The organism is Porphyrobacter sp. ULC335 (genome assembly GCF_025917005.1).
Taxonomy (GTDB): domain Bacteria; phylum Pseudomonadota; class Alphaproteobacteria; order Sphingomonadales; family Sphingomonadaceae; genus Erythrobacter.
This window is the reverse complement of record NZ_CP078091.1, coordinates 129,786-145,006: the sequence shown is the minus strand read 5'-3', so window position 1 is coordinate 145,006 and position 15,221 is coordinate 129,786. Positions and strand designations below refer to the sequence as shown.

At 64.8% G+C, this 15,221-nt stretch carries 18 protein-coding genes; 4 read left to right on the top strand and 14 right to left on the bottom strand.

The window, feature by feature from the left end; genetic code table 11:
• Positions 1-3: 3 nt before the first annotated feature.
• From purU to KVF90_RS00680, 6 genes are all read right to left on the bottom strand, one after another.
• On the bottom strand, positions 4-870 hold the full coding sequence (purU, locus tag KVF90_RS00705; protein ID WP_264392937.1) for a formyltetrahydrofolate deformylase: 867 nt from the start codon (positions 868-870) through the stop codon (positions 4-6).
• Position 871: 1 nt separating this feature from the next.
• Positions 872-1,885, bottom strand: coding sequence for an NAD(P)H-dependent flavin oxidoreductase (locus KVF90_RS00700; RefSeq protein ID WP_264392936.1), 1,014 nt, complete (start codon positions 1,883-1,885; stop codon positions 872-874).
• Positions 1,886-1,895: 10 nt separating this feature from the next.
• Complete coding sequence (gene purT, locus KVF90_RS00695; RefSeq protein ID WP_264392935.1) at positions 1,896-3,083, bottom strand: formate-dependent phosphoribosylglycinamide formyltransferase; 1,188 nt, start codon at positions 3,081-3,083, stop codon at positions 1,896-1,898.
• A gap of 36 nt (positions 3,084-3,119) precedes the next feature.
• A complete protein-coding gene (locus tag KVF90_RS00690) occupies positions 3,120-4,040 on the bottom strand; it encodes a GGDEF domain-containing protein (protein WP_264392934.1) in 921 nt (306 codons plus the stop codon).
• Between the two features lie 265 nt (positions 4,041-4,305).
• Positions 4,306-4,980, bottom strand: a complete 675-nt coding sequence (locus KVF90_RS00685; protein WP_264392933.1) for a helix-turn-helix domain-containing protein — start codon at positions 4,978-4,980, stop codon at positions 4,306-4,308.
• Between the two features lie 104 nt (positions 4,981-5,084).
• On the bottom strand, positions 5,085-6,356 hold the full coding sequence (locus KVF90_RS00680) for an aspartate kinase (RefSeq protein WP_264392932.1): 1,272 nt from the start codon (positions 6,354-6,356) through the stop codon (positions 5,085-5,087).
• A 49-nt stretch (positions 6,357-6,405) separates the two neighbouring features.
• On the opposite strand from KVF90_RS00680, the gene ubiG reads away from it, so the two are divergent.
• Positions 6,406-7,143, top strand: a complete 738-nt coding sequence (gene ubiG, locus KVF90_RS00675; RefSeq protein WP_264392931.1) for a bifunctional 2-polyprenyl-6-hydroxyphenol methylase/3-demethylubiquinol 3-O-methyltransferase UbiG — start codon at positions 6,406-6,408, stop codon at positions 7,141-7,143.
• Between the two features lie 32 nt (positions 7,144-7,175).
• On the opposite strand, the gene KVF90_RS00670 is transcribed toward ubiG, so the two are convergent.
• The 4 genes from KVF90_RS00670 to KVF90_RS00655 all read right to left on the bottom strand — a co-directional run bounded on the left by KVF90_RS00670 (position 7,176) and on the right by KVF90_RS00655 (position 9,887).
• Positions 7,176-8,237 carry a glycerophosphodiester phosphodiesterase family protein gene (locus tag KVF90_RS00670; RefSeq protein WP_264392930.1) on the bottom strand — a complete coding sequence of 354 codons (1,062 nt, stop codon included), beginning with the start codon at positions 8,235-8,237 and terminating at the stop codon, positions 7,176-7,178.
• Positions 8,216-8,563, bottom strand: a complete 348-nt coding sequence (locus KVF90_RS00665; protein ID WP_264392929.1) for an arsenate reductase — start codon at positions 8,561-8,563, stop codon at positions 8,216-8,218. The genes KVF90_RS00670 and KVF90_RS00665 overlap by 22 nt, the downstream gene beginning before the upstream one ends.
• 13 nt (positions 8,564-8,576) lie before the next feature.
• A complete protein-coding gene (gene ruvC / locus KVF90_RS00660; protein WP_264392928.1) occupies positions 8,577-9,050 on the bottom strand; it encodes a crossover junction endodeoxyribonuclease RuvC in 474 nt (157 codons plus the stop codon).
• Between the two features lie 93 nt (positions 9,051-9,143).
• Positions 9,144-9,887 carry a YebC/PmpR family DNA-binding transcriptional regulator gene (locus KVF90_RS00655; protein WP_264392927.1) on the bottom strand — a complete coding sequence of 248 codons (744 nt, stop codon included), beginning with the start codon at positions 9,885-9,887 and terminating at the stop codon, positions 9,144-9,146.
• Positions 9,888-9,982: 95 nt separating this feature from the next.
• On the opposite strand from KVF90_RS00655, the gene KVF90_RS00650 reads away from it, so the two are divergent.
• A complete protein-coding gene (locus tag KVF90_RS00650; RefSeq protein WP_264392926.1) occupies positions 9,983-10,681 on the top strand; it encodes a type II CAAX prenyl endopeptidase Rce1 family protein in 699 nt (232 codons plus the stop codon).
• A 4-nt stretch (positions 10,682-10,685) separates the two neighbouring features.
• Here the strand turns inward: KVF90_RS00650 and KVF90_RS00645 are convergent, their stop codons facing one another.
• The 3 genes from KVF90_RS00645 to KVF90_RS00635 all read right to left on the bottom strand — a co-directional run bounded on the left by KVF90_RS00645 (position 10,686) and on the right by KVF90_RS00635 (position 11,745).
• Positions 10,686-11,033, bottom strand: a complete 348-nt coding sequence (locus KVF90_RS00645) for a heavy metal-binding domain-containing protein (protein WP_264392925.1) — start codon at positions 11,031-11,033, stop codon at positions 10,686-10,688.
• Between the two features lie 76 nt (positions 11,034-11,109).
• Positions 11,110-11,355 (bottom strand): DUF2312 domain-containing protein, encoded by a 246-nt coding sequence (locus tag KVF90_RS00640; RefSeq protein ID WP_264392924.1) that lies wholly within the window; start codon positions 11,353-11,355, stop codon positions 11,110-11,112.
• 78 nt (positions 11,356-11,433) lie between these two features.
• Positions 11,434-11,745, bottom strand: coding sequence for a DUF1244 domain-containing protein (locus KVF90_RS00635; protein WP_264392923.1), 312 nt, complete (start codon positions 11,743-11,745; stop codon positions 11,434-11,436).
• A gap of 65 nt (positions 11,746-11,810) precedes the next feature.
• Here KVF90_RS00635 and pyk point away from each other — a divergent pair, with 65 nt between their 5' ends.
• Complete coding sequence (pyk, locus tag KVF90_RS00630) at positions 11,811-13,283, top strand: pyruvate kinase (RefSeq protein ID WP_264392922.1); 1,473 nt, start codon at positions 11,811-11,813, stop codon at positions 13,281-13,283.
• A gap of 4 nt (positions 13,284-13,287) precedes the next feature.
• Positions 13,288-13,584 (top strand): hypothetical protein, encoded by a 297-nt coding sequence (locus KVF90_RS00625; protein WP_264392921.1) that lies wholly within the window; start codon positions 13,288-13,290, stop codon positions 13,582-13,584.
• Positions 13,585-13,600: 16 nt separating this feature from the next.
• On the opposite strand, the gene KVF90_RS00620 is transcribed toward KVF90_RS00625, so the two are convergent.
• A complete protein-coding gene (locus tag KVF90_RS00620) occupies positions 13,601-15,214 on the bottom strand; it encodes a ShlB/FhaC/HecB family hemolysin secretion/activation protein (RefSeq protein ID WP_264392920.1) in 1,614 nt (537 codons plus the stop codon).
• Positions 15,215-15,221 lie beyond the last annotated feature (7 nt).

Below are 15,221 nucleotides of genomic sequence, written 5' to 3'. Positions count from 1 at the left end.
GGCTCAGCCTCTGAATACCACCGTGCGGCCTGCGTTCATCAGCACGCGTTCCTCAACGAACAGCCGCACGGCTTCCGCTAGCACGCGGCGCTCGATATCGCGGCCCTTGCGCACGAGATCCTCAGGGGAATCGGCATGGGTGATCCGCTCGACATCCTGATGGATGATCGGGCCTTCATCGAGATCGGCGGTGACGAAATGCGCGGTCGCACCGATGATCTTCACCCCGCGCGCATGCGCCTGATGGTAGGGCCGCGCGCCCTTGAAGCCGGGCAGGAAGCTGTGGTGGATATTGATGCAGCGCCCTGCGAAATGCGCGGATTGTTCGTCCGAGAAGACCTGCATGTAACGCGCCAGCACGACCAGTTCGGCGTCGGTTTCCTCGGCCAGCGTGCGAAAGGCGGCTTCGGCCTTTGGCTTTGTGTCGGGGGTTACCGGGATGTGGTGGAACGGGATATCGCCAATATCCACCCGGATCGCGGCGTCACGCGGATGATTGGAGACGATCGCCGCCGGATCAATGGCAAGCTCACCCGTCCGCCAGCGGTAGATGAGATCGACAAGGCAGTGGTCGAACTTGCTGACGAGGATGATGGTGCGGCGCGGGCGGTCTTCCGCCGCCATCTTCCATTCCATCCCGAAATCGCTCGCAAGGCTGGCGAAGTCGGTGCGCAAGGCTTCGGGCGTGGACCCGTCGGGATCGAACACGACGCGCATGAAGAAGCGGTCTTCACCGCCGTTGCTGGCGCGATCATTGAACTGCTGCGCGTCGAGGATGTTGCAATTGCGCTCGAACAGGAACCCGGTGACCCGCGCGGTAATGCCGGGCCGGTCAGGGCAGGCGAGGGTGAGGATCAGCGGTTCGGCCATTCTAGCGGTCGAGCGCCGCCTCGCATTGCGCCATCAGCTCGGCGATGATATCGGCGGCGGGTTCTTCCTTGGTGACCATGCCGACCGACTGGCCCGCCATGACGCTGCCGTTCTCGACATCGCCGTCGATCACCGCGCGGCGCAGGGCGCCGGCCCAGAAGTGTTCGATCTGGAGCTGGGCCTCAAGCATGTCGACTTCGCCCGCATCCAGAAGCGCGGCGACTTCGCGCTGCTTGGCGGTGAATTCCTCGGTGCCCTTGTTCTTGAGCGCACGCACCGGGATCACCGGCAGGCGCGGATCGACCTGAACGGAGGCGACCGCCTCGCGGGCCGAGGCGCGGAAAAAGGCCTTCTTGAAATCGGGGTGGGCGATGCTCTCGGTCGCGCAGGCGAAGCGCGTGCCCAATTGCACGCCGGCCGCGCCCATTTCGAGGTAGCTCGCGATCGCCTCGCCCCGGCCGATGCCGCCGGCGACGAAGATCAGGTGTTCTTCGGCCAGAGCGGGCAGAATTTCCTGCGCCAGCACCGAGGTGGAGACCGGGCCGATATGGCCGCCCGCTTCCATCCCCTCGATCACCAGCGCGTCCGCGCCGGAACGCAGCAGTTTCTTGGCGAGCGCAAGGGTCGGCGCGAAGCAGATCACCTTGATGCCGCTCTCGTCGGCCTTGATCGCTTCTACCGAGCCCTTGGGCGGGATGCCGCCTGCCAGCACCACGTGGGTCACGCCATGCTTGCGGCACACCGCGATCAGATCGAACAGCGCGGGGTGCATGGTGATGAGGTTGACGCCGAAGGGCTTGGAGGTCAGCGCCTTGGTCGCTGCGATTTCCTTGTCGAGCAGTTCGGGCGTCATCGCCCCGCAGGCGATCACGCCAAAGCCGCCCGCATTGGAGATGGCGGCGACGAGGTTGCGTTCCGACACCCAGCTCATCGCGCCGCACAGGATAGCGGTCTCGCAGCCGAGAAAGTCGGTGCCGCGCTTCATGAGGGCGGCGGTCTTGGGATAGGTTTCCATGGGCCGCGCCCTAGTCGGCTTCGGGCGAATAGACAATCCGCACCGCATCGGCAGCCTGTTTGGCCAGGTCGACGGCGCTGGCAGCATCGGCGGCGCGGGCCAGCGCCACGCCCATCCGGCGGTAGGGGCGAGTGACAGGCTTGCCGAAGATTCGCACGTCGATGTGCGGAGAGAGGGCGAGCGCATCGGCCAGCCCCTCGAAGGCGAAGCTGTCGCTGTCCCGGTCGGCGAGGATCACGGCTGAGGCGGCGGGGCGTGCAGGGATGTCGTCCGGCACTGGCAGGCCGAGGATCGCGCGGGCGTGGAGGTCGAACTCGGTGAGGTCCTGGCTGGCCAGCGTGACCATGCCGGTATCGTGGGGGCGGGGTGACAGCTCGGAGAAGATCACCTCCTCGCCCTTTACGAAGAACTCGACCCCATAAAGCCCCCAGCCGCGCCCTTCGCCTTGCAGCGCCATGACGACTTTCGCCGCCATCTCCTGCGCGCTTGCGAGGGCGGCGGGCGACATCGCGGCAGGCTGCCAGCTTTCACGATAATCGCCGCGCTCCTGCCGATGGCCGATGGGCGAGCAGAAGCTGATCCCGCCTGTATGGCGCACGGTCAGCAGCGTGATTTCATAGTCGAAGGCGATGAATTGCTCGGCGATCACCCGCGCCCGGTCGCCGCGCATATTGGCGACGGCATAATCCCATGCGGCTTCCAGCGCCTCGGCGGAATCGACCTTGCTCTGGCCCTTGCCCGATGAGGACATCACCGGCTTCATCACCAGCGGATAGCCGATGCGCGCCGCGACCTCCCGCGCTTCGGCAAAGCTCTCGGCATAGCCATATTGCGAGGTTGTGAGGCCCAGCTCACCCGCCGCCAGATCGCGGATCGCATCGCGGTTCATGGTCAGCTGCGCTGCACGGGCCGAGGGGACAATGGTGAAACCTTCGGCCTCCAGATCGGCCAGCACTTCGGTGCGGATCGCTTCGATTTCAGGGACGATCAGGTCGGGCCGGTGCTTTTCCGCCGCCGCGCGCAAGGCCGCACCGTCGAGCATCGAGAACACCTCGCGCCCGTCCGCCATTTGCATCGCGGGGGCGTTGTCATAGCTGTCACAGGCGATCACCCGCGCGCCGAGACGCTTGGCGGAAATGACGAATTCGCGGCCCAGTTCGCCCGAACCGAGCAGCAGGATGGTGGCAATGTGGCTCATGGGCCGGGGTTTAACCATCCATCGCCGTGAGTCCAGTTATGCCACCCGGTGATACCCCGCGACGCCCACCTGCCGCCCGCCGCCTGCTCGCGCCATCACCAGCCCGAGCTCTGCCTCGCGCAGGGTCCAGTCGACTGTGCATTCGACCCGCGCGAGGCCCGCGCTCGCCGTCAATTGCGGCGCCTTGGCGGAGGCAGGTGCGGCAAGGCCTGCGAAGGTTGCCACCACATCCTGCGCCCATTCGCGCGCTGCGCGGGCTGTCAGTTCCGGCAGAAGAACCGCAAACCGCTCGCCATCGAGCTGGGCGAGCTCCTGACCGGGCAACGCCATTGTTTCGAGGAACTTGGCAAACCCCCACTGCACTTCATCCGCCGTGCGCTGGCCATAACGCAGCAGCAGCGCGCGCATTCCATCGACTGCGAAGACCGCAACCATTTGCCCGCCGCCCTTGGCCAGGTGCCGCCTCAGGCTCGCGCAGAAGGCCTGGCGGTTGGCGAGGCCTGTCAGCGGATCGGTGACCGCGCGGGCGTGCAGCTCGCCCTCAAGGCTGCGCACCTGCTGGACCGAGCGCATCAGGCACATCGCGCCATCGGGCGTGCCAGTCGAATCGCGCATCGGCCGCAGGCTCAGCGCATACCAGCTCTGGCAACGCCCCTCGCGGCAGGTCTCTCGCTCCGCGCAGGCAATGACCGGGAATTCGACCCAGCCGAGGCGTGCTTGTCCCGCCAGCGCCGCAGACACGTGCTCGCCAAGAAAAGCGGAATAGTCGCGGGTCGCCAGATCGGTGATGTGCGGCAACAGCAGTGCGGCGGAAAAGTCCTGCCCCAGCTCCGCAATGTTTGCGGAGGCGTGAATGATGAAGCCATGCCGGTCGAGCCTGATCACTATATCGCCGGAGGTCTCTTCCAAAAGACCATGCAGAACATGACCTTCGACGTCACTTAAACCAATTCTCATACCGACAGTGCCCCAGCGGTCCAACGAAAGACTCGTCCATTCGCTTCTAGTCAATGCTACTTGGTAACTAACGAGAGGCGGCAATAAGAAAACGTTCCCCTGTTTTCCGATAACCGAACAGTAAACTTGTTAGTTTAGTAAAATTACAAGACTAAAAAACGAATCACCTTTGGGTTTTGTTTACCATAAATTTGTACAGTGCCAGTCGCTTCGATACGTATTTAGCGCAATTGGCAGGTTTTGCCGGTTGCCCGACCCTTGCGAATTACAATTCGATCATGATCCGCACGGCGGCTGGCGCAGTGCCGCAGGCGTCGGCAATCCGTTGGCGGCATTCGGCAATGACCGTGTCGACCTCGCGCAGGCCCGGATTCGTCGAGAGAAGATCGGGCGCCACGCCCAGCGCAGCGGCAATCGCGTCGAGCCGTTCGGGCAGGGGGCGGGCCTTGCCCTTTTCCCAGGCCCACACGGTCGGCTTGCTGACGCCGAGAGAGGTGGCGACATCGGCGAGCGTCAGCCCGGCTTCGCGCCGCAACCGGTTGAGCCGCGTGCCGAGCGTTTCGCTCGAGCCAAGCGCGGCCGCTGACGGCATTTGCAGTGTCTGGGTGGGGACGCCCGGGGCAAAGCCCTGAAGCTGCGCCGCCGCCAGCGCCGCCGGGCCGAGAGCCTGTTCGAACGCGCAGCCATACAGCCGCTCGCTGCGCCAGGCGACCGTGGCGGTGACCGCACCAGCCTCTGGCAGATCAAGCGCCAGCTGCTCGCCCGTTGCAAGGTCGAGCCCGGTTTCGAGCAGCAGGCCCGCGGCCGAGATATTGTGGATCGTGACGTTGGCTTCCGCCCCGGCCGCAAAGCCAGAGGTCTCAAGGTGCAGCGCACGGCGCGGCGCAATGCGCTGGCCTTCGCCTGTATCGTGTGAATCGAGGTGGGCCTTTATGGCCATGGTGTGCGCCCTTTCGCTCCCAGTGCGAGAGCGCGCACATTCTGGCCTTAAAAGTTAAAGCGCAGTCACCAAGAATGGTTAATTCCGGTGAAGCGGGCTACCTTTCAGCTAACTGCATCCAGACCGTAAGCTGTGTGGAGCACACGCACCGCCAACTCGGTCTCGTCCTCGTCGATCATCACGCTGATCTTGATCTCGCTGGTCGAGATCGCCTGGATGTTGATGCCGCGATCCGAAAGCGCGCGGAACATCGTGCTGGCAACGCCCGCGTGGCTTTTCATGCCGACGCCCACGACAGAAATCTTGGCGATCTTGCTGTCGGTGATGATGCGGTTGAAGCCGATCGCGTCGCGCCGGTCCTCCAGCAGCGCCTGCGCGCGGGCGAGGTCGGACTGCGGGACGGTGAAAGTCACGTCGGTCTCGCCCTTGTCGCGGCCGACGTTCTGGATGATCATGTCGACATTGATGCTGGCCGCGGCCAGCGGCTCGAAGATGTTGGCCACCGCGCCGGGGCGGTCGGGCACGCGGGTGAGGATCACCTTGGCCTCGTTCTTGTCATGCGCGATGCCGGTTACAAGCTGGCGTTCCATCAGGCCATTCTCCACCAATTCGTCCATTTCCTGTTCGGAGACGATCATCGTCCCCGGCAGATCATCAGCAGGCGGGGCGCCCTCGCCGATGAAGCTCGAAAGCACCTGCACCCGCACCTTTTCCTTCATGGCGAGGCCCACAGAGCGGGTCTGGAGCACCTTGGCGCCCACCGATGCGAGTTCGAGCATTTCCTCGTAAGTCACCGCCTTCTGCTTCTTCGCCTTGGCGACGATGCGCGGGTCGGTGGTGTAGACGCCGTCGACATCGGTGTAGATGTCGCAGCGATCCGCCTTGATCGCCGCCGCCACCGCTACCGCCGAAGTGTCCGATCCGCCGCGCCCCAATGTGGTGATGCGGCCTTCGTCCGACACGCCCTGAAAGCCCGGGATCACTGCGATCTCGCCCGCTTCCATCGAGGCGATCAGCGCGTCGGCATCGATGGCATCGATGCGCGCCTTGGCGTGGGCTTCGATGGTGTTGATCGGCAATTGCCAGCCGAGCCAGCTGCGCGATTTGCAGCCCAGCGCCTGAAGGGTGAGGGCGAGCAGCCCGCTGGTCACCTGCTCCCCGCTGGCGACCACGACATCATATTCCGCCGGATCGTAAAGCGGATTGGCTTCGCGGCAGAAGTTGACCAGCCGGTCAGTCTCGCCCGCCATGGCGCTGACGACCACCGCGACCTGATCGCCGCGAGCGGCCTGAGCGCGCACAATATTGGCCACCCGGCGGATACGCTCCGTCCCGGCCATCGACGTGCCGCCGAATTTCATCACAATGCGGGCCAAGAGGAAGCTCCTGCTGGTGAGTGTCCGCGGCGGCTGTTAAGGGCGGTTCATGGGAAACGCAAACGTATCGAATGTAACTATCCGTCCCGAGGAAGCCGATTTCTTCGCCAAGCTCGCGCGGGACTGGTGGAACCCCAAGGGTCCGATGGCGAGCCTGCATCAGGTCAACCCGGTGCGGATGGCGTTTATCCGGGACGCAATCGACGCGCATTGGCCTGAGGCGGCGCGCGCTGCGAAGCCGCTAGCGGGGAAGAGCGCGCTCGATATCGGTTGCGGGGCAGGGCTGGTGTGCGAGCCTCTGGCACGGCTCGGTGCGGCGGTGACAGGCGTGGATGCGGCGGCAGAGAATGTCGCGGCGGCAGCAGCCCATGCGGAAGGCGTGGGCCTCGATATCCGTTACATGGCGGGTGAGGTTGCCGCTCTCGATATCGGCACTTTCGATCTGGTCACCAGTGTCGAAGTGATCGAGCACGTGGCTGACAAGGCTGCCTTCCTGCGCGACGTGGCGGCGCGGGTGGCGCCTGATGGCTTGCTGGTCATGTCCACGCCCAACCGCACCGCGGCTTCGCGGGTGCTACTGGTCGGCGCGGCGGAGGCGGTGGGCTATGTCCCCAAGGGCACGCACCACTGGGAGGATTTCGTCACACCTGACGAGCTGGAGGGCCTGCTCACCGACGCGGGGCTGACCGTGACGGCCAAACGCGGCATTGCATGGCGCCCGGGCAAGGGGCTGCACCTGTCGGACGATATGTCGTTGAACTATATCCTGAGCGCGCGGCGGGCTTAACATCGTTATCCCAGCTTGCGCTGGGGAGACGGTCATTCAGGGGCGCACCAACCGTTCCATATCACGCCTTCGCGTTCGGCGACGATCTGCTTGGGGCTGTCCGTGAACACACCGTCGACTCCGGCCTTTCGGAGCGCTGCAAACAACTTGTTGTAGCAGCCCTCTCCCCCTTCGCCGGGGCGGCGCATGCGCATTGGGAGAAAGTCGTTTTCGATCCGAAGCGTCCAGGCGTGCACCTTAAGGCCCGCCGCATGGGCATCAGCGACCAGCGCTGTCGGCTCGCCATCGTCTTGCAGAATCATGCCGGTATTGGCCCCCACCGCATCGGCATATTTCGCCACTTCGGCCAGCCCCGTGGGAGTCACCATTTCGGCATAGCGCATCGCGGGTTCATCCGCCGGGCCTTCGCCGGGGGCGACCAGCTGCACCAGCTTGAACCCGCCGCCGCGCTGCTTGAGGCGTTGCAAGGGCGCGATCTCGAAGCTTTGGATGAACACCGGATCGGTGGGCGTGATGCCGAGGGTGCGGAACTCGCGCAGCAGCAGATCGACAAGGTCGATCCCTTCGTTCTGGAGCAGGAAAGTGGGGTGCTTCAATTCCGGGTAGAGCCCGATCCGCCTTCCCGTTTCGGCCTCCTTGGCGCGCACCAGCTTCACCACATCGGCGAAGGTTGGCACCTGATACAGCCCGTCGAAGCGGGCATTGTCCGGGCGCAGCGAGGGGATGCGTTCCTTGGCGCGCAAGGTGCGCAATTCGGCGAGGGTGAAGTCCTCGGCAAACCAGCCTGCCACCAACCGGCCATCGATGGTCTTGTCGCGGCGGCGATCCTCGAATTCTTCGCGGCTGGCGACATCGGTGGTGCCCGACAGCTCGTTTTCGTGGCGCGAGACCAGTACCAGATCCTTGGTCGCGACCAGATCGGGCTCGATGTAATCCGCGCCCTGATCGATCGCGCGCTCATAGGCGGCGAGCGTATGTTCGGGCCGCTCGGCACTCGCGCCGCGGTGGGCGATGATCAGCATATCGTCTCCTTGCGCCATCGCCGGAGTGGCCGCCAGCGCCAGAAGCGTGATCAAAGCAAGGTTGCGGACCATTCGTCTTCCTTGAAACCGACCAGAATGCCGCCCGGATGTTCGGCGATGGGCCGCTTGATGATGCTGGGCTGCTGGACGAGCAAAGCGACAGCGGTGTGACTGTCCGCCGCCGCAGCCTTGTCGGCATCAGACAGCGCGCGGAAGGTCGTGCCCTTGCGGTTGACGACAGTGTCGAGCCCCGCCGCGCCAATCCATGCGGCGACCTTTGCGGGGTCGGCGCCTTCCTTCTTGTAATCGTGGAAGGTGTAGTCGCGCCCCTGCGCGTCAAGCCACACGCGGGCCTTTTTCACCGTGTCGCAGTTGGGGATGCCGTAGAGGTGGATCATGCGTCGCTCCTGTTCATTGGCGCGGGGCCAGATGCGCGTCTGCAATTGCCACTGCGAGCGCGTCCGCCGCGTCGCTTCCGGTGATGGCAACACCCGGCAGCAGCACCTTGACCATCGCGGCGACCTGCGTCTTCTCCGCCGCGCCCGTGCCGGTGACGGCCTTCTTGACCAGCCGCGCGGCGTGTTCGTTCACGGTGAGGCCGGCCGCCCCGCACGCCGCCAGCACCGCCCCGCGCGCCTGAGCGAGCTTGAGGGTGGATTGCGGGTTCTTGTTGACGAAGATTTCCTCGGCGGCCGCGCGGGTCGGGCGGTGGGCGGCGATGACAGCCGCGACCCCTGCGGAGAGCATCGCGAGCCGCGCTGCCATCGGCGCGGCGGGATCGGTCTTGATCTGCCCGTTCGCCACATGGCTGATCCGCGCGCCTTCGGCCCGGATTACACCCCAACCGGTCGAGGAGAGTGAAGGGTCGAGGCCGAGGATCAGCAACGGATCAAAGCCCGACCCTGAAGCCGAACCGCCACAGCATCGCAACGAGGAACGCAGCCCCCAAAGCTATTGCCAGCAGCCATTCGCGCTTTTTCAGCCCAGCTTCTCCATCACCTCGTCAGAGATCGCGTAATTGCCCCACACGGTCTGCACGTCGTCATCATCGTCGAGCGCATCGATCAGCTTCATCAGCGTGCCGGCGGTCGCCTCGTCAACGTCGACGCTGAGCACCGGCTTCCACGCGAGCTTCACATTGTCCGCCGGGCCGAGCACCTTCTCAAGCTCGCCCGCAACGCCGTGGAGAGCGTCGGCTGCGGTCCAGATGGTGTGGCCGTCTTCGGAGCTTTCGACATCATCCGCGCCAGCCTCGATGGCGGCTTCGAGGAGCTTTTCTTCGTCACCTGCGGCGGCCGAATATTCGATCAGCCCGCGCCGTTCGAAGCCGTGGCTGACCGAACCTTCGCTGCCGAGGTTTCCGCCGTTCTTGCTGAACGCGGTGCGCACATTGGTGGCGGTGCGGTTGCGGTTGTCGGTCAGCGCCTCGACGATCAGCGCCACGCCGCCCGGGCCGTAGCCTTCGTAGCGGATTTCGACGTAATCCTCGCCGCCGGCCATGCTCGCCTTGTCGATGGCGCGCTGGATATTGTCCTTGGGCATCGACTGCGCCTTGGCTGCGTTGACCGCCAGCCGCAGACGCGGGTTCATGTCGGGATCGGGCATGCCCATCTTGGCCGCCACGGTGATCTCGCGCGAAAGCTTGGAGAACATCGCCGAGCGTTTCTTGTCCTGCGCACCCTTGCGGTGCATGATGTTCTTGAACTTGGAATGGCCTGCCATTGGACGAACTTCACCGGAATGTTGGAGATTTGAGCGGCGGCCTTACTCCGATGGGCGCGGGCGATGCAAGGGCGCGCGTTGCAGGGGCGATGACCGTGCGTGAGCGGGTTGTGGATGTGGCGCGGTTTGTGGTGCGGCCGACATTCGCTGCACAACCGATGGCGTGGGGGCGGGCGGCGGCGTTGGCGCTGCTGGTGATATTTGCGCTTGATCTGCTGGTCGATACGCTGGTTGGCGAACTCACCCTTGCGTGGGATGACTATGCGGATTTCCTGCCATTGTCGCTGGAAGTCGAAAAGACGCTTGCTGAAGATCTGTTCGAATTCCTGATTTTCGCGCCGATTATGGAAGAACTGGCGTTCCGGGGCTGGTTGACCGGGCGGATCGCGGCGCTGCGGTTCGGTGTGTATGGTATGGCGGCGATAGGCCTGCTGACGGCTAGTGCATTTGCTGCTGACCTATACGCAATCCCGATGACCTTGGTGGGCATCGCGCTGTCCTTTGCCGGACTGATCCACTGGCTGGCCACGCGTGACCGGGAAACCGCTGTGCCCGCATGGTTCACCCGTCACTTTCACTGGTTTGTGTGGGGATCGACGTTACTGTTCGGGCTGATCCATCTGGGCAATTACGAGCCGCTTACCCACCCTCTCGGCCTGCTGGTGGTGGTGCCGCAGACCATCGGCGGATTGCTGCTCGCCTACACCCGCACCCGGCTGGGGCTGGGTGCGGCGATGGCGCATCACGCCGCCTATAATGCGGTGTTTCTGGCGGGGGATTACGGCTGGTGGTGAGAGCCTAGACCCGCACCGCAGTGCCGCTGGCCGACACCATCAGCATCGATCCGTTGGGGCCAATCACTTCGTAATCGAGATCGATCGCCACCACCGCATTGGCACCCAGCGAGGCCGCTTCGGCCTGCAGTTCCTCGATCGCCTGCTTGCGCGCGTCGGCCAGAATGCGCTCGTAGCTGCCCGAGCGCCCGCCGACGATGTCGCGGATATTGGCGAAGAGATCGCGGAACAGGTTCGCGCCGACGATCACCTCGCCGGTGACGATTCCGAGGTAGTCCTGAATCGGGCGGCCTTCGAGCGTCGGTGTGGTGCTGACGATCACGCCGCGCGAATCTTTCCAGGGGGATGCCATTGGTCGTGTCTCCTCTTGATGCTGTGTTAGGAAGATAACACGGCTTGGCGACAATTCAATGGCAACCCCGTGGGCGTCACGCCATCCCGAGCGCGTTCTTGTACGTCTCCAGCAGCATGTCCTGCTCGCTGCGGTCATCGGGCTTCATTTTCCGCAGGCGCACGATCTGGCGCATGATCTTGGGATCATAGCCGACCGCCTTGGCTTCCATGTAGACGTCGCGGATATCGTCGGCGATGCCCTTCTTTTCCTCTTCGAGGCGTTCGATGCGCTCGATCAGCAGACGCAGGCGGTCGTCGGTGGAATTGGCATTGTCGGCCATAGGGGGCTCCATAGGTATGAGAATCGGTTGGCCGGTGCGATAGCCAGCCTCTTGGCCCCGGTGAACAGGCGGCGCGAATTATTCCTGTGCGTTCTTCGCCACACTCGCTTCCATCCGCGCCAGTTGTTCCTCGGTTGCGGGGCTCTGGCGGGTGGCTTTCCATTCGGCGCCGGGCATGCCGTGGATCAGCTCGCGCGCGGCATCCTTGTCGCCGGGGAAGCCCGCATCGCGGATCCAGTCGGCGAGACAATTGCGGCAGAAGCCGGCGAGGCCCATCAGCTCGATGTTCTGCGCATCATGGCGGTGCCGCAGATGCCGCACCAACCGGCGGAAGGCAGCGGCGGCCTGTGCATCGTCCAGCGTATCGAGCGGATCGGCATTGCTATTCATCGCGGCTTTTCCTTGAGTTGAAAAACGCCTGTGCCATAGGCATGGCGCAATAGGGATAGCCAATAATGTCACGACGCGACCAGTCCAGAATCGACCCGCGCGGCCGCAAGGTCAAGATTCTCGCCACCATCGGCCCGGCGAGCCGTTCGCCCGAGATGCTTGAACGGCTGGTGCGGGCAGGCGCGGACGCCTTCCGCCTCAATATGAGCCACGGCGACCATGCCGATCACGAGGCGGCCGTCCACGCCATCCGCGCGCTGGAAAAGCAATATGCCCGCCCCATCGCGATCCTTGCCGACCTTCAGGGTCCCAAGCTGCGTGTCGGGACCTTCAAGGACGGGCAGGCGGTGATCCGCCACTCGGGCCACTTCGTGCTCGACCGTGACGAGACGCCCGGTGACGAAAACCGCGTCTGCCTGCCGCACCCCGAACTGTTCGGGATCATGGAACGCGGGCAGCGTCTGCTGATCAACGACGGCAAGATCCGGCTGAAGGTGCTGGAAGCGGACGAGAGCCGCATCCTGTGCAGCGCAGAAGTGGGCGGGGTGATTTCCGATCGCAAGGGCGTGAACGTTCCCGATGCCGAAGTGCCGATCCCGGCACTCACCGAAAAGGATCGCCGCGATCTCGCCTTTGCCACCGAGCATGGGGCGGACTGGATCGCGCTGTCCTTCGTGCAGCGGCCCGAAGATATTGCCGAGGCCCGCAAGTTGATCGGCACCCATGGCACCGCAATCTGCGCCAAGATCGAAAAGCCGCAGGCCGTCCACCGGCTTGATGCGATCATCGAATTGGCCGACGGCATCATGGTCGCCCGTGGCGATCTCGGTGTGGAGCTTGAACCTTACGAGGTGCCGCCGCTCCAGAAGAAGATCGTCAACATGGCGCGCCGTGCGGGCAAGCCGGTGATCGTGGCGACGCAGATGCTCGAAAGCATGATCGAGGCTCCGACCCCGACCCGCGCCGAAGTCTCCGACGTTGCCAACGCGGTCTATGACGGGGCGGATGCGGTGATGCTTTCCGCCGAAAGTGCGGCAGGCGCATGGCCGGAAGAATCCGTGGCGATGATGGACCGCATCGCGGTACAGGTTGAACGCGACGAAGGCTACAAGGCGCGGGTGCGGTTCCTCGATACCCCGCCCGATGCGACCACCTCCGACGCGCTGGCTCATGCCTGCATGACGATCGCCGATACCGTGCCGATCAGCGCCATCACGGTGTTCACCACCAGCGGCTCGACCGCGCGGCGGGTGGCGCGGGAACGGCCCGCCACGCCGGTGCTCGTGCTCACGCCCTCGATGCGCACTGCGCGGCGCATGGCGCTGCTGTGGGGCGCGCACGCGGTGGCGACCAAGGATATTGGCAGCTTCGAAGAGATGATCGGCAAGGGCAAGCGCATGGCGCTGCGCCACAAGGTTGCAGCGGCGGGATCAAAGCTGATCGTGCTCGCAGGCGTACCGTTCGGGACACCGGGGGCGACCAACCTGCTCCACGTGGTGAGCGTGACGGGCGACGAACTGGACAAGCACAAGGACTGAAGCGATGGCCGAAGGGCATGTCTGGGACGGCGGTTGGTACGCCATCGACAACCCCGATGATGCACGCGCCTTCTCGCTCGAACTCGCCCGCGAGGTTTGCCGTGACCATGTGCTGTCGGGCCGCAAGGTAACTGCGATAGGCCGCCGCAATGGCTATGATGATTTTCTGTTCCAGCTCGATGATGGGTCGGTCGCGCAGGTTCACCTCACGTGGTCGGTTGAGCGCGATCCGCGTTGGCCTGGAACCGTGATCTATCCCGATTTCGCAGCTTGGCAGGCTATCCCGCCCGAGGACCGGTAATCAGGCGCAACGCCGTTCAGAACGACTGGCTGACCCTGAGATTGAGACGCGGCGAATTGTCGCCCGTATCGTAGCGGTCTTCGGTGAGCGGCACGGCGACCTCGAAATCGAGATCGAGATCGCGGGTGATGTCTGTGCGCAGGCCAGCGCCGCTCGATGCCAGCGTGCCGCCGCCCGTGCCTCCCGCAAGGTTTGACACCGTGCCGGCATCGGCAAAGGCATAGAGCTGTACATGCCGCACGGCGCCCAGCGCCTTGGGCCAGTCGTAACGCAGCTCCGCGAGGCCGGCAGCGCCTTCGTCCCCGATACGCTGGGCGAAATCATAGCCGCGCAGGAAACCCGTGCCGCCTAATGCGAAGCTTTCGCCGACCAGCAGCGGCGTGTTGGAGATCTGGCCGGTCGTGGCAAGCGACAGACTGACGCGGGGGGCGATCCCGCGCCGCCAGTTGAGCCACCACGACAGGGTGGTGAAATCGGGCTGCGAATCCCAGCGCGAGGCGAGCGGATCGCGGCTGTCGGTCGCGCCGAGGATGTTGAGCCCCTGGCTCGCGGTTGCGCGGCCCTGCAGCGTGCCGCCCGCCAGCGGGCCAAAGCCGTAGAAGCCGATCCGGGCCAGCGCGATCCGGTCCCAGCGCGCGAGCGTGCCGAAGCTGTCCTGCCGCAAGTCCTGCACTTCGCCGCTCGCTTCGAGCCACAGGCTGCGCGATTGCGTGCGCATCAGCGGGTGGCGCAGGCGGATGCCTGCCTGCCACGCCTCTCCCAGCAGCTCGCGATTGGCAAGGTAGGCTCCGGGTTCCGTGCGCGAGAAGGAGCCGAAAGCGCCCACACTGGTGCCGGCATCGTTGACGATCACGGTGTAGCGCGCGCTGAAGAACGCCAGCTCTTCCGGGTCGAGGGGGGTGGCCGAAAAGCTGAGATCAATGCGGTCGCGCGGGGAGATGAGGCCATTGGCGTCGAAATCGATCCGCGCGCGAACCGGACCGAGCGGCTTGGTGCCATCGGTGGCGACCAGCACGCTGCCGCCAGCATCGCTGCGCCCGGCATCCACCACCAGAATGCGCCGCGTGCCTTCCCGTGCGAACCTGGTGCCGCGAATCCACACGCCGGGGATATCGTCGGCCAGCAGCACCTCGCGCTGGAGGGCAGCGAGGGTAACGGGTTGGCCATTCACCAGCCGTTCGAGCTGGCGGCGAATCGCCGGATCATCACTGCCTTCGATGCGCACCGCATCTATGGTGCCTTCATCGATCCGCACTCGCAGCATGCCGCCGAGCAGGGTCTGTTCGGGGATCCATGCGGTGGCGAGGACATAGCCGCTCTCGCGTGCGCGCGCCGCCACGGCATCGGTCAGGCGGCGCAGTTCGGCGCGGTCGAGCGGTCTGCCAGCGTAGGGCTCGATCACGGCGGCGAAATCCGCCCGGTCGAGCGCCACCAGCCCGTCGATCACGATTGCGCCGACATCCAGTATCTCGGAACTGCCGCCTACCAGCGGGGTGTCGAGCACCGGGAGCACCTCGATCCGCACCTGATCGGGCGGGGGCGGGGCAAGATCATCGCGGTTGACCTGCTGGGCCGGATTGGTCCGGTCAAGTGCATCCTGTGCCGCCAGCGGATTCGCCGCCAGCAGCATGATAGCA

Bases quoted from the DNA above. Each gene is read 5' to 3' on its own strand.
- purU (WP_264392937.1), bottom strand. From the start codon at position 870: ATGGCCGAACCGCTGATCCTCACCCTCGCCTGCCCTGACCGGCCCGGC.
- KVF90_RS00700 (WP_264392936.1), bottom strand. From the start codon at position 1,885: ATGGAAACCTATCCCAAGACCGCCGCCCTCATGAAGCGCGGCACCGAC.
- purT (WP_264392935.1), bottom strand. From the start codon at position 3,083: ATGAGCCACATTGCCACCATCCTGCTGCTCGGTTCGGGCGAACTGGGC.
- KVF90_RS00690 (WP_264392934.1), bottom strand. From the start codon at position 4,040: ATGAGAATTGGTTTAAGTGACGTCGAAGGTCATGTTCTGCATGGTCTT.
- KVF90_RS00685 (WP_264392933.1), bottom strand. From the start codon at position 4,980: ATGGCCATAAAGGCCCACCTCGATTCACACGATACAGGCGAAGGCCAG.
- ubiG (WP_264392931.1), top strand. From the start codon at position 6,406: ATGGGAAACGCAAACGTATCGAATGTAACTATCCGTCCCGAGGAAGCC.
- KVF90_RS00670 (WP_264392930.1), bottom strand. From the start codon at position 8,237: ATGGTCCGCAACCTTGCTTTGATCACGCTTCTGGCGCTGGCGGCCACT.
- KVF90_RS00665 (WP_264392929.1), bottom strand. From the start codon at position 8,563: ATGATCCACCTCTACGGCATCCCCAACTGCGACACGGTGAAAAAGGCC.
- KVF90_RS00655 (WP_264392927.1), bottom strand. From the start codon at position 9,887: ATGGCAGGCCATTCCAAGTTCAAGAACATCATGCACCGCAAGGGTGCG.
- KVF90_RS00645 (WP_264392925.1), bottom strand. From the start codon at position 11,033: ATGGCATCCCCCTGGAAAGATTCGCGCGGCGTGATCGTCAGCACCACA.
- KVF90_RS00640 (WP_264392924.1), bottom strand. From the start codon at position 11,355: ATGGCCGACAATGCCAATTCCACCGACGACCGCCTGCGTCTGCTGATC.
- KVF90_RS00635 (WP_264392923.1), bottom strand. From the start codon at position 11,745: ATGAATAGCAATGCCGATCCGCTCGATACGCTGGACGATGCACAGGCC.
- pyk (WP_264392922.1), top strand. From the start codon at position 11,811: ATGTCACGACGCGACCAGTCCAGAATCGACCCGCGCGGCCGCAAGGTC.
- KVF90_RS00625 (WP_264392921.1), top strand. From the start codon at position 13,288: ATGGCCGAAGGGCATGTCTGGGACGGCGGTTGGTACGCCATCGACAAC.
- KVF90_RS00620 (WP_264392920.1), bottom strand. From the start codon at position 15,214: ATGCTGCTGGCGGCGAATCCGCTGGCGGCACAGGATGCACTTGACCGG.